This is a genomic window from Phragmitibacter flavus (assembly GCF_005780165.1).
Lineage (GTDB): Bacteria > Verrucomicrobiota > Verrucomicrobiia > Verrucomicrobiales > Verrucomicrobiaceae > Phragmitibacter > Phragmitibacter flavus.
On sequence record NZ_VAUV01000007.1, the window covers coordinates 157,653 to 169,583 of the forward strand.

General features: G+C 59.0%; 11 protein-coding genes. 4 read left to right on the forward strand and 7 right to left on the reverse strand.

Going from position 1 to position 11,931, the window contains the following annotated elements; translation table 11 throughout:
* Nucleotides 1-53 precede the first annotated feature (53 nt).
* Nucleotides 54-1,904 carry a glutamine--fructose-6-phosphate transaminase (isomerizing) gene (gene glmS, locus FEM03_RS10585; protein ID WP_138086223.1) on the forward strand — a complete coding sequence of 617 codons (1,851 nt, stop codon included), beginning with the start codon at nt 54-56 and terminating at the stop codon, nt 1,902-1,904.
* A 3-nt stretch (nt 1,905-1,907) separates the two neighbouring features.
* The gene (locus FEM03_RS10590) at nt 1,908-2,747 is read left to right on the forward strand and encodes a hypothetical protein (RefSeq protein WP_138086224.1); all 840 of its coding nucleotides are present in this window, start codon (nt 1,908-1,910) and stop codon (nt 2,745-2,747) included.
* 200 nt (nt 2,748-2,947) lie between these two features.
* Here FEM03_RS10590 and FEM03_RS10595 read toward each other — a convergent pair whose 3' ends face one another.
* The 3 genes from FEM03_RS10595 to hpt are packed head-to-tail and all read right to left on the reverse strand — an operon-like array spanning nt 2,948 to nt 4,844.
* On the reverse strand, nt 2,948-4,000 hold the full coding sequence (locus FEM03_RS10595; RefSeq protein ID WP_138086225.1) for a GNAT family N-acetyltransferase: 1,053 nt from the start codon (nt 3,998-4,000) through the stop codon (nt 2,948-2,950).
* Nucleotides 4,001-4,041: 41 nt separating this feature from the next.
* Complete coding sequence (locus FEM03_RS10600; protein ID WP_166442776.1) at nt 4,042-4,287, reverse strand: MoaD/ThiS family protein; 246 nt, start codon at nt 4,285-4,287, stop codon at nt 4,042-4,044.
* On the reverse strand, nt 4,284-4,844 hold the full coding sequence (hpt, locus tag FEM03_RS10605; RefSeq protein ID WP_138086227.1) for a hypoxanthine phosphoribosyltransferase: 561 nt from the start codon (nt 4,842-4,844) through the stop codon (nt 4,284-4,286). Before hpt ends, FEM03_RS10600 begins: the two co-directional genes overlap by 4 nt.
* A gap of 33 nt (nt 4,845-4,877) precedes the next feature.
* Here hpt and pdxH point away from each other — a divergent pair, with 33 nt between their 5' ends.
* Nucleotides 4,878-5,531: a pyridoxamine 5'-phosphate oxidase gene (gene pdxH / locus FEM03_RS10610; RefSeq protein WP_138086228.1), complete on the forward strand. Its 654-nt coding sequence runs from the start codon at nt 4,878-4,880 to the stop codon at nt 5,529-5,531.
* A 15-nt stretch (nt 5,532-5,546) separates the two neighbouring features.
* Here pdxH and FEM03_RS10615 read toward each other — a convergent pair whose 3' ends face one another.
* Both FEM03_RS10615 and FEM03_RS10620 read right to left on the reverse strand, forming a co-directional pair.
* Nucleotides 5,547-6,515 (reverse strand): PEP-CTERM sorting domain-containing protein, encoded by a 969-nt coding sequence (locus FEM03_RS10615; RefSeq protein ID WP_138086229.1) that lies wholly within the window; start codon nt 6,513-6,515, stop codon nt 5,547-5,549.
* 78 nt (nt 6,516-6,593) lie between these two features.
* Nucleotides 6,594-8,150, reverse strand: a complete 1,557-nt coding sequence (locus tag FEM03_RS10620) for an SLC13 family permease (RefSeq protein WP_138086230.1) — start codon at nt 8,148-8,150, stop codon at nt 6,594-6,596.
* Between the two features lie 150 nt (nt 8,151-8,300).
* Here FEM03_RS10620 and FEM03_RS10625 point away from each other — a divergent pair, with 150 nt between their 5' ends.
* Nucleotides 8,301-8,867: a right-handed parallel beta-helix repeat-containing protein gene (locus FEM03_RS10625; protein WP_166442777.1), complete on the forward strand. Its 567-nt coding sequence runs from the start codon at nt 8,301-8,303 to the stop codon at nt 8,865-8,867.
* Here FEM03_RS10625 and FEM03_RS10630 read toward each other — a convergent pair.
* On the reverse strand, nt 8,854-11,175 hold the full coding sequence (locus FEM03_RS10630; protein ID WP_138086232.1) for a ComEC/Rec2 family competence protein: 2,322 nt from the start codon (nt 11,173-11,175) through the stop codon (nt 8,854-8,856). The two genes, FEM03_RS10625 and FEM03_RS10630, sit on opposite strands and share 14 nt — an antisense overlap.
* A gap of 24 nt (nt 11,176-11,199) precedes the next feature.
* Nucleotides 11,200-11,853 (reverse strand): tetratricopeptide repeat protein, encoded by a 654-nt coding sequence (locus FEM03_RS10635; RefSeq protein ID WP_138086233.1) that lies wholly within the window; start codon nt 11,851-11,853, stop codon nt 11,200-11,202.
* Nucleotides 11,854-11,931 lie beyond the last annotated feature (78 nt).

Here is an 11,931-nt window from a genome sequence, read left to right on the forward strand (position 1 = left end):
GACCCTGCTGGGAGCCGGACTAGACTGCGTTTTGCTTCAAACTTATTTTTCTTATGTGTGGCATCGTTGGATACATTGGCAATCGTCAGGCGAGTCCGATCCTTTTGGACGGGTTGCGCAGGCTTGAATATCGTGGATATGATTCTGCGGGGATGGCTTTGCAGAATGGCGATGGACTGAATGTATTGCGACGGGCGGGGCGGATCGAAAGTTTGCGGCAACTGGTGGCGGAGAAGGATCCGCAGGGGAAGGTGGGGATCAGTCACACGCGTTGGGCCACCCACGGGGCGGCAACCGATGAGAATGCGCACCCGCATTTGGATCAGTCGGGAAGACTGGCGCTGGTGCACAACGGGGTGATTGAGAATTATCATCCGCTGCGCGAGGCGATGAAGGCGAAGGGGCATGTGTTTACGTCGGAGACGGACACGGAGGTGTTGGTGCATTTGATCGGACAAATTTATGACGAGAGCGAGGTGGAGGATGTGGAGCGCAGGTTGGTGGATGCGATGCGTTCGGGGCTGGCACTGGTGAAGGGAACCTATGGGATTGCGGCGATTCATGCGGATGCACCGGATATTGTGGTGGGGGCGAGGTTGGGGAGTCCGCTGGTGGTGGGGCTGGGGACGGATGAGCATTTTTTAGCGAGCGATGTTTCGGCGATCGTCGCGCACACGAGGGATGTGATTTATTTGAATGACTATGACGTGGTGAAGATTTCGGCGGATGGATTTGAGGTGAGTTCCTTGGAGGGGGCGGCTGCGAAAGTGCTGGTGAGCCGGGTGGATTTTACGGAGGACGAGGCGGAGAAGGGGGATTTTGAGCATTTCATGCTGAAGGAGATTTATGAGCAGCCGCAGTCGCTGAGAAATGCGATGCGGGGGAGGCTTTCGCGTGAGGAGGCGACGGCGGTGCTGGGTGGGTTGCAGATGACGCCGCGGGAGCTGCGGCAGGTGGACCGGATTATTTTGGCGGGGTGTGGGACGGCGTATCATGCGGGGATGGTGGGAGAGTATTTGATCGAGTCGATGGCGAGGATTCCGACGGAGGTGGAGATCGCGAGTGAATTCCGGTATCGGAATGTGCCGACGGGGAAAAACACTCTGCAGCTAGTGATTTCGCAGAGTGGCGAGACGATTGATACCTTGGCGGCGTTGCGTGAGGCAAAGCGCAAGGGGATGAAGTGTCTGGGGATTGTGAACAACGTGGCGAGCACGATTGCGCGGGAGACGGACGGGGGGATTTACATTCATGCGGGTCCAGAAATCGGGGTGGCGGCGACGAAGAGTTTTACCTCACAGGTGGCGGTGATGACGTTGCTGAGTTTGATGCTGGGGCGGATTCATCATTTGAGCAGCACGGATGGGTTGGAGATGATTGAAGAATTGGAGGCGATCCCGGACAAGATCATAAGCATTTTGCAGCAGGCGGATCACATCAAGCAGATCGCGAACAAGTATGCGAATGCGGAGGGGATGTTGTTCATGGGACGGCAGATGAACTATCCGGTGGCGCTGGAGGGGGCGCTGAAGATGAAGGAGATCAGCTACATTTATGCGAGTGGGCATCCGAGTGCGGAGTTGAAGCACGGGGTGATCGCGCTGGTGAAACCAGAGTTGCCAAGTGTGTTTATCGCGCCGCATGATGCGGTGTTTGAGAAGAACATCAGCAACATTGAAGAGGTGAAGGCGCGCAAGGGCCCCGTCATCGCGGTGGCGACGGAGGGGCATCCGAACATTGAGAATGTGGCGGATGATGTGATTTATATTCCGCGTTGTCCGTCGTCGTTGAGTCCTTTGCTGACGGTGGTGCCTTTGCAATTGTTGTCCTATTACGTGGCGGTGGCGCGGGGTTGCGATGTTGATAAACCGCGCAACCTTGCGAAGAGTGTGACGGTTGAATAGGTGATGAAGCTTTCCTCCTTCCTCATCATCACGGCATTGGCTTTTGGGCTGGTGCTGGAGAGTTTGGGTGCGCAGGCGGTGCTGAAGGAGATTCCTGAGCCGGCTTCAGTTTCGGGTGGGGAAATTGGTGGGAAGCCGCCTGAGGTGGGGGAAATTGGCAATCATACTTTACCGGCGGATTTTTTAGATCGGGTGAGCCTGGAGGCAAAGGCCCGGTGGCGTTCGCTTTATCGTGAAGCGGCGGCGGCGGCTCCTCCGACGGAGAGGTTGAAGGTGGCTTTCACGCTGGGGGGACTGCTGGCGGACAGTCATCTGGCATTTCAGGCGGGTGATGCGCAGCAGTTCAAGAACATCAATCAGGACGTATTGAGGTATTGCAGTGCATTGGGATTGGCCGACAAGGTGACGCCGCTGGTGATGAGTGAGAGCAAGATGGCGGAGGGGCAGGAGTGGGTGGCGGTGAGGCCGATGCTGCATGAAAAACGGACGTTGGTGGAGAAACTTTTGGGGGAGCAGCGGGATGAGGATCAGGCGACGCTGGTGAATCTGGGGATGTGGTTCAGGCTTTTTGAGATTTCGACTGATGCGGTGATATCCGATGTGGAGGCAAAGGACCGGATGGTGTGCATTGGGTCAATGGAATTACTGGATTCGCTGGCGCTGCGATATGAGACGTTGAGTGAGAAGGCGCGTGAGGATGAGTCGGTGGCGGTGATTGGGAAGATTTTTGGTCAGTTGTTGCGCAAGTGGCCGTTGGTGGTGGACGGCAAACCGACGGATGAGTTGGTGGGTTTTACGGCGGAGAAGGTGAAGTCGGTGAACGAGAAGCTGACGTTGAAGTGACGGCGCAAGATGGGGCGAGGGCGGTGGGTGATGGAGCGGGTTTTCCGCGCATGAGGCTTCCTGACAGGACGCTGGTTCTTCACGAATTGGAAAACTTGGCACCTTGTGCCGGGCTGTTATGAGTCGTCCCGTTGGGACGGGGAGACGAGTGACTGAGAAAGCTACGGATGAGCCTTTTTGCGGATTGAGGAGTGATGAGATCAGAGCTCGCGGGACATGAGGTGATCATCCATGACGAAGCCGTTGCCGATGTCGGAGCAGATGGAGGATTGAAATTGATAACCTTCACGAAGGTAGGCGCGAATGGCGGCGTGGTTGTTTTTGTTCACGCGCAGCCCTATGGTTTGCAGTTGCTGGGCGGCAGCGGATTGATGGATCCAGCGAAGGGCATGGGCGCCGACGCCGTGGCCGTGGTGTTCGGGAAGGAGGTAGAGTTTGTGGAGGAAAGCGGAGGCGTTCGAGGGATTGGGTTCCCAGGCGAGGTAGCCGATGTCGGTTTGGTCGCGGCGGATGATGGCGTAGTGGATGCCGCGTTCTCGCATTTCCTGGCGAAGGATGTTGGGCTCATACATGGTGTCGAGCATGTAGCGAATTTGCTCCATGCTGATGATGGCTGGATAGACGACGGGCCAGATTCGATTGGCGAGGAGGGCGACGCGAGGGAGCTCGTCGGGAGTGATGAGTTCGAAGTCGATGGGCGCGGGATTTGTCGCGACGAGCTTGGATGGCTGTTGGATCCAGGCAAGCGCATCGAGCCAAGCGGCGGTGTCATCGTTGGGGCTGAGGAGGCGCAGATATTGTTCGATGTCTGCACGACGGGGTTCGATGATGCCTTCTTCGCGGATTTGTTTTTCGTCACCGGGGAATTCGGCTTCGGGAAGGATTTTACAGGCGAGATACCAGCAGGCCCAGGCGCGCCAGGTGCGCAGGGTTTTGTGGGGTTCGACCATGCGGGTGGCGAGATGCTGGTAGTGCCGACGCGGGTTGCCGATGAAGGCGTCATCGGGACGATGGGTGAGGATCCAAGCAACGGCTTGATAAGGTTGCCAGGGGTTTCGCAGAGAAACTTCGGGAAGGTTGCAGGAGAGGGCGCGATTGATGAGAAGGAGAGTCTTGGCAGGGAACTGACTCAGCCAGAGGGTTTGGGCGTAGTGAAGGGCGGTGTGGTAAAATTTTTCGCTGCGGTCTTTACCGAGGGCCTGGATGTCCTCTACCGTGTAGGGACGGTCGGGTGAAGGGAGGAAGGGAACCATCGATGAAAGGATAAAGGATAAGGGATAAAGGCTAAAACTTTTTAGCCGCCTTGAACCGGCGGCATGATGGCGATTTCGGCGTGGTTGGGGAGCAGGGTTTCGCGGGGGGAGTATTCCTGATTGATGGCGAGAAGGAGGCTTTGATCCCACTCTTTCAGGGCGGGCCAGTGCTGGTAGAGTTCTTCGAGGAGGTGGTTGAGGGTGGTGCCGGGCTGGATGGGCCAGGGGGTTTCGGCGGTGCCGGTGAGGTCTTTGAGGACCGAGAAGAAGAGGACGTTGACCTTCACTTGAGGTTGTCGGGGTTGAGGATGCCGATGCAAGGAAGGTTGCGGTAATGGCCCTGGTAGTCCATGCCGTAGCCGACGACGAACTGGTCTTCGATTTCGAAACCTACGTAGTCGGCGTGGATGTCGGCTTTGCGGCGGGCTTCTTTGTTGAGAAGGACGACGGTGCGGAGTTTTTCGGGTTGGAATTCTTCGATGAGACGGTCGCGCACGCTGGCGAGGGTGAGGCCGGTGTCGAGGATGTCGTCGATGAGCAGGACGTGGGGAGTTTTGAGGGCGAAAGGAAGTTGCTGGGCGAGCTGCAGCCGGCCGCTGCTGGTGGTGCCGCCGTGGTAGCTGCTGACGGTGAGGGTGTGGAGCTGGATGGGAATGTCCATGTGGCGGAGGAGGTCGGCCACGAAGAAGAGGGAGCCGTCCATGAGGGCGACGACGCTGAGGTTTCGACCTTCGAAATCGCGATGGATCTGATGGGCGAGCTGGGTGACGCGGAGCTGAATTTGAACGGGGTCGATGAGGACTTGTTCCAGATCGGAAAGAACACCTGCGGTGGAGTGGTTCATGTGGTAGGTTTGGTTGACTACTTCCTCTCTCAAATGCAATCTGATGGCAAACCAAATCTGGCCGATCTTCGGCTGAACTATGTGAAAGGCGATTTGCTGGAGGCGGAGATTCCGGGCGATCCGCTGGAGTTGTTTGCGCGATGGATGGAGGATGCGCTGGCGGCGGGGGTGGTCGAGCCGAATGCGATGACCCTGGCGACGGTTTCGGCGGAGGGACAGCCCTCGGCGCGCACGGTTTTATTGAAAGGGTTGGATGGACGCGGGTTTTCGTTTTTCACCAACTATGGGAGTCGGAAGGGACGCGAACTGGAGGGGAATGCGAAGGCGGGGCTGGTGTTTTTTTGGAAGGAATGTGAGCGGCAGGTTTGTGTGCGGGGAGTGGTGACGAAATTGGGTCGCGAGGAGTCCGAGGTTTATTTCAAGAGCCGACCCTATGGAAGTCAAATTGGGGCCTGGGTGAGTGAGCAGAGTTCGGTGATTTCGGGGAGGGAATGGCTGGAGGCGCGCGATTTGGAATTGCGGACGTTGTATCCGGAGGGGCAAGTGCCGCTGCCGGAGGACTGGGGCGGCTTTGTGCTGGCACCGGCAGAGATTGAGTTTTGGCAGGGGCGTCCGAGCCGCTTGCATGACCGGATTTTGTATCGGCGGGACAGGGAGGGGTGGAAGATGGGACGGTTGAGTCCGTAACGGCGGGCAAAGAAACTAGGGTCGACGGCGAACGAGGCAGAGGCTGAGGCCGAGGGCGAACAAGGCGGCGCGGGTGGGTTCGGGGACGGCGGTGGCGATGTCGTTCCAAGAGGTGGAGATACGGAATTCGTCGAAGGTGACACCACGAGTGGTGGGGGCGGTGGCGGAGCCGTTGGGGGTGCCGGTGACGAAAAGGCTGGAGAGTTCGAAAGCGGCGTTTTGTGCAACAAAGAAGTCGCCGGTGAAGGACGCGGCGGCGGTGTTGAGGCCTTCAGAGCCTAGCTGGGGGTTGACGTAAAGAGTGAGGGTGTCGACAACGGCGTTGGAGGTTTGTTCGACTTTGAGAACCAGGAGATGGGTGGTGTTGGTGGCGAGGGCGGAAGCGGTGTTGGTGACGGTGCCCGCGGTCCCAATCGTGGTGCTGGTGCTGACGAAGCCGAGTCCGTTGGTGTCGATGCCGAATCCAAAATGGGGTTTCACGCTGCTGCCCAAGGTCTGGGTTTGGAAGAGGATGGGCTGATTGGCGTCGAAGCTGACGAGGACGCTGAAATAAAGGGTGGAGGGAAGGGCTCCGGTAACGCTGATGTCGCGCGAGTAGGTTTTGGCATCCGGGGCACCGGACACTCCGTTGCGAAAAAGAGAGGCGGAGCCGGCGGTGGTGATGAGGCTAATGGAATCCGCGGAGGTGTAGGTGAGGGAAGTGGCTTGGGCGCGGAGATAAACGCCACTGCTGGTGAACTGGGCGGTCGTCCACGGGTTTTGGAAGCCGAGGGTGGTGGGGTTTTGTCCGCCGTTGTCGGTGGTGGGGTTGTTAAAATCGCGATAGGCAATCGCGATCTGGCGGTAGTCGCCGGTAGTGCGATATTGATCGGATGCTGGAGTGGCTCCACCGCTGGCGAAACCGTCGTGGACGAGGATGGCAGCTTTGCCAGGCACGACGAAAGTTACCAGGCCAAGAAGGGTGATGGCTGCGAGGTGTTTCATCGGGGTGATGTTAGTCGATTTTTCGGCAGGTGGGCGAGATAATTTTTGGGAAGTGGGGGCGGCATGGTCCGGTGATTTTCATGGAACGGATTTGGTCACCATGAATTCGGCAAAGGCCCAGCGGCCGATGGTCCACATGAGGATGGGGATGAGCAGGGCGAAGAGGAGGTCGACCCATAAGCCAGCGCGGAACATTCTGGGGAGGGTCACGAGTCCAGAACCGTAGGCAACGGCATTGGGCGGGGTGCCGACGGGAAGGGCGAAGTCGGCACTGGCGGCAATGGCAACAGGAACGGCGAGGAGGATGACGGGCTGGTTGATGCCGATGGCGAGGCCGGAGATGACGGGAAGGAAGGCGGTGGCCGTGGCGGTGTTGCTGGTGAGGGCGGTCGCAACAATCATGACGGCGGTGACGATGAAAACGATCACAAGGGCGGGCCAGCCGGCCATTCCCTGCATGGCGATGGCGAGGTTTTTGATGACGCCGGTTTTTTCCATGGCGGCGGCGAGGCTGAGTCCGCCTCCGAACAGGATGAGGACGTCCCAGGGAAGTTTTTTGAGGCAGGTGTGGTCGAGGACGAAACTGCCGCTGCCTTTGCCGCTGGGGATGAGGAAGAGCAGAAGGGCGCAGCCGATGGCGATGACTTCATCGGTGATGAGGGCACCGAGCGACCAGGGGTCGGTGGCGATGGCGGGAGGGGGGGCTTTCCACAGTTCACGGCTGATCCACAGGACGATGGCGAGACCGAAGACGGCGCAGACGGACCACTCGGCCTGGCTCATGCGACCGAGGCTTTGACGCTGGGTCGTGAGGGCTTCTTTGACGCCGGGCACTTCCTGGTTGCTGATGCGGAAGCTGAGCCGGGTGAGGATGAGTTGGACGAGGGGCAGGGAGATAAGGATGAGGGGGACGCCGATGAGCATCCACTGGCCGAAGCCGATTTCGATGCCGTGCTGATTTTGCAGATGGGCTTTGAGCACGGCGTTGGGCGGAGTGCCGATGAGGGTGCCGATGCCGCCGATGTTGGCTCCGTAAGCGATGGCGAGGACGAGGGCGGCACCGAGCTCGCGGTTGCCGGGGGTGTCGCCTTGCTGGCTTTTGAGGAGGGCATAGACGCTGACGCCGATGGGGAGCATCATCATGGCAGTGGCGGAGTTGCTGGTCCACATGCTGAGGAAGGCGGCGGCGCAGAGAAAGCCGAAGAGGATGGAGCGGGGCCGGGTGCCGACGGAGGCGATGATGTTGAGGGCGATGCGGCGGTGGAGGTTCCATTGCTCCATGGCGATGGCGAGCATGAAGCCGCCCATGAAGAGGTAGATGATGGGGTCGGAATAGGGGGCGGCGGCCTGTTTCATGGTGGAGATGCCGAGGAGGGGCAGCATGAGCAGGGGCAGGAGCGCGGTGGCGGGGATGGGGATCGCTTCGGTGATCCAGAGGGTGGCCATCATGAGGGCGAGGAGGGCGACTTTGCTGCCTTCGGGGCTGAGGCCGAAGACGGGTGGGCCGAGGAACATGCCGATGAGGAAGAGCATTGCGAGAATCAGGCCGGAACGATGCCGCCAGCCGAAGCCGTCTTCGATGGGATTGCCGTGTTCGTCATGCACGGAATTTTTTGGTGGATGCGTCTGGCTCATGAAGGGGGGAATGCTGGCGCGATGGGGGCGTGGCTGTCAATGTGGAACTTCGGCGGAGCGGTTGATTGCGAGAGTGTCGGGATTCGGAACGTTGGTGTGGATATGATTCGATGGTTTCCAACTTGGTGCGCGGTGCTATTTTTTCCAGTGATGGGGTGGGCGCTGGAGGAGTCGGATTTGCAGGGGTTCATTGATGAGGCAATCAAGGCGGGTGGTGGTGAGGTGGTGGTTCCGCCGGGGGAGTATGTGATCAAGAAGGGATTGAAGTTGGTGGACGGGAAAGGGATTCGACTGGCGGGGATGGACAAGGAGCGGACGGTGTTGCGCTGGGAGGGGGAAGAGGGCGGATGGCTGATTTCAGTCACAGGTGGGGCCTCGGAGAAGGTGTCGATTGGCAAGTTGACGCTGGAAGGCGGGAATGGCGTGCTGATCGATGGTGGGAAAGGGGCTGAGGTGAGGGATTGTTTGTTTCAACTAGGGAAAGGGGATGGGGTGCTGCTGAAGTCGGGAGAGGGGGCGGTGGTGGAGAGTTGTTCGTTCCGGGATATTGCTGGAGTGGGGATCAAGGTGGCGGTGGTTGCGAAGGGAGCAGTGGTGCAGGGGAATTGGCTGACTCGGTGCGGGACGGGGATCGGGGTTCCTGAGAAAAGCGACGCGTTGGTGTTGAGCAATGAGTTGGTGGATGCGGCAGCGGGCGTGAAGGCTATGGAAAAGTGAGGGGAGGTTGGTCGCCTCGGAAGGGAGTGAGCTGCATTTTTTCGGGCCAGATATCGAGGGTGATGGCTCCGGTCTGGCTTTGGTCGAGAAGGGTGATGTCGAGTCGGTTGCAGGCTTCGCGAAGGGCGGGGCGGATTTGTTGTTCGATGGGGAACTGGGAGTGGGAGGAGATGATCGCGCGAGGTTGCACGGCGTGGAGGAATTCGGGAAGCATGGAGTGGTCGTCGGTGTGCTGATTGCGGATGATCAAGTCGCTTTTCAGAGCTTCGGGAGGGAGGGTGGCGAGGAGATGTTTTTCGGCGTTGAACCCGGCGTCGTTGCACCAAAGAATACGGTGTTTGCCAATGTGGAGGCGGGCGATGAGGGCGTTGTCGTCGGCTCTGGAACTTCGCCAGTTGTTTGGCGGGAAGAGGATTTCGATGTGGGCGGGGAGGGTGGGATCGGTGGTGATGAGGAGGGGTTTAGGCGCGGTGATTTGTTGCCAGTTACCGATGGTGTTGGTGTTCGGACGTTTGAAAGGGGCGCTGATCTCACGCAGGCCGTAGTAAGTTTGCAGGGAGGGGGTGCCGCCTTGGTGGGCACTGTCGGCGTGGCTGATGAGAAGGTGGTCGATACGGTTGATGCCTTGATGGTGAAGGAAAGGTTGGAGGATGAACGGGAACTGACGGATGGACCCGGTGTCGAGAAGCCAGTTGGTGTTGCCGACGCGAAGATGATTGGCGGCATCGCCCCCGGGGATGCGCAGCACGGTGAGCTGGGCGGGGGGACGAGGAAGGAGGTCGAGAGAAGGGACGTAGATATGACCGCCAGGGACGAAGGCGAAGAAGTTGGCCATCCAGAGAATGGCGGTGGCGGATTGTTGACTGATCCAGGCGAGGGTTGGTTGGATGAGGGAGAAGATCGGTCCGGCGAGGATGAGGCGGCTGATGGTGAGCGATAGGACCACGACGGACCAGGGAACGAGGAACAGATTGGCGATGAGGCCGATGGGAGTGAGGGTGTTGAAATGGTAGAGAATGAGGGGGACGCTGCCGATCCAGGCGGAGGCGGAGACGCTCAAGGTGCCGGCAATGGATTGACGGATTTTCCAGATGGCCTGCTGCGGGAGGCTGAGCAGGTTTTTCGGAATGAAGGGGTCGGGTTCGGTCCAGGGACGAAGGGGGCGCGAGAAAAACTCGTTCAAAATGGCGATGGAGGCGAGGACGCCAAAGGAGAGCTGGAAGCCGGCACCGAAGAGCTGATCGGTGTTGAGAAGGAAAAGGATGAGAGCGGAGGCACCGAGGGTGTTGAGGAGATCGGACCGGCGATTGGCGGTCATGCCGAGAAGAAGCACGGTGGCCATGATGGCGGATCGGACGGCGGAAGGGGGGAGGCCGGTGATGAAGGTGTAGCCGAACAGCAGGGGGATCAGGAGGGGCGGTTGCATGCCGCGCGAGATGCCGAGGCAGCGCAGGAAAAACCAGAAAATCATGCCGATGATGGCAACGTGCAGGCCGCTGACGGCGAAGATGTGGAGGGTGCCGCTGAGCCGGAAGGGGATTTGCATTTCCGGGGTGGCGGTGTCGGAGGTGCCGAGGGTCATGGCGAGCAGCACGACAAGCTCGGGGGCGTCGGGTGGGACGTGCTGACTTAGGGAGTCGATGATCCAGGTGCGGCAACGTTCGGAGGTTTCGATGAGTTTGGATTTGAAGTCCCAAGTGAACGGGGCGGCGGTGAGAACATGGGCGACCTGAAATTGACCGATGAGGCCGAGTCGGAGATCGTAATCGGGTTTGTTAAACTGGCCGGGATTGTCGGGTGGTAGCGGCAGTTGCATCCAGCCAGTGCAGCGGTAATGGCCGACTTTGAGGGTGACACCCGATTCGAGGCGCAAGGAGAAGTAGGCGGGCCGGGCGTTGGGAATGGTGTGGCCAGGGGCGTGGATACTGGTGGCGCGAAACAGGGCTTCGCCGGGTTCAAAGCCGGGAAGGCTGCGACGCAGGGGTTGTTCGATGACTCCTTCGATTTCGACCCAGGTGGGAGCGGGCTGCTGGTGGAGCCACTGGTGCCAGGGGTGATGGCGGGTGCTTTGAAGTCGGTGACCGTGGGCCAGCGTGGCGAGGACGAGGACGAACGGAAGTGCAGAGATCCAGGTGCGTTTCCAAAGGACAATGGCTCCGAATGTCAGAAGCGAACCGACGATGGCAGGAAGTGGCATCCTGCCATTTGGCAGGTGATCGGCAATGAGGATGCCGACAATGGCGGCCAGGGCCATCGCCAACAACGGGCGCGGTTTGCTTAGTTCACGCCAGAGGGAGTTTTGGTTCATCCGTGCTGCCGCAACGGGAGCATTCTAGACGCCACCTTGGGCACTTTGTTTGGCTCGCTGGGCCTGAAGCTCCTTGAACTGAATTTGCTCCAGTTCGTTGATCTTGTGCCGGGCGTTGGCGCTGTGTCGGGTGCCGGGGAAGTTGCCGGCGACCTGCTCCAGAATGTCCTTGGCATGTTCCCAGGCCTTTTGATGGAAGTAGATGTCGATCATGCGAAACATGAGGAAGGCGGCGTTGTCCTCCGACCAGGCCTTGGCTTCGAGATGGCCTTGCAGGAAGACGATGGCGTTGTCGGGCTGTTGAAGTTTGTCAGTGTAAATTTTGGAGATTTCGGAGATGGGATAGGGATCATCCGGCTTTTCAGCGATCATTTTTTTGAATTCGACGATGGCCCCCTCGTAATCACCGGAAGCCATTTTTGCCACGGCTTTCATGCTGCCGTCCTGCTTGACTTCTTCTCCGGAGGAATACATGGCGGTGCCCACGGCATCACCGATGCGGGGCAGGACCACCGTGACAAAAAAGATGCCGCCGACGATGGCGAGACTGATGATCGCGATGAGCGGATACATGGGGTTCTCCTGCCATTCGGGCGTGCTCCATTTGCTCATGATATAAAGCACGGCCAATGCGAAAAGGCCGGCAATACAAAGGTGGATGACGGTTCGGGTGCTCATGATGAGGTGAGATGGTGGTGAGTGAACCATGAACTTAATGAATGGGATGGATCATGGGAAGAAAAAACATGAAACGGT

Bases quoted from the DNA above. Each gene is read 5' to 3' on its own strand.
- FEM03_RS10595 (WP_138086225.1), bottom strand. From the start codon at position 4,000: ATGGTTCCCTTCCTCCCTTCACCCGACCGTCCCTACACGGTAGAGGAC.
- FEM03_RS10625 (WP_166442777.1), top strand. From the start codon at position 8,301: ATGGGGTGGGCGCTGGAGGAGTCGGATTTGCAGGGGTTCATTGATGAG.
- pdxH (WP_138086228.1), top strand. From the start codon at position 4,878: ATGCAATCTGATGGCAAACCAAATCTGGCCGATCTTCGGCTGAACTAT.
- FEM03_RS10590 (WP_138086224.1), top strand. From the start codon at position 1,908: ATGAAGCTTTCCTCCTTCCTCATCATCACGGCATTGGCTTTTGGGCTG.
- FEM03_RS10615 (WP_138086229.1), bottom strand. From the start codon at position 6,515: ATGAAACACCTCGCAGCCATCACCCTTCTTGGCCTGGTAACTTTCGTC.
- FEM03_RS10620 (WP_138086230.1), bottom strand. From the start codon at position 8,150: ATGAGCCAGACGCATCCACCAAAAAATTCCGTGCATGACGAACACGGC.
- FEM03_RS10630 (WP_138086232.1), bottom strand. From the start codon at position 11,175: ATGAACCAAAACTCCCTCTGGCGTGAACTAAGCAAACCGCGCCCGTTG.
- glmS (WP_138086223.1), top strand. From the start codon at position 54: ATGTGTGGCATCGTTGGATACATTGGCAATCGTCAGGCGAGTCCGATC.
- FEM03_RS10635 (WP_138086233.1), bottom strand. From the start codon at position 11,853: ATGAGCACCCGAACCGTCATCCACCTTTGTATTGCCGGCCTTTTCGCA.
- hpt (WP_138086227.1), bottom strand. From the start codon at position 4,844: ATGAACCACTCCACCGCAGGTGTTCTTTCCGATCTGGAACAAGTCCTC.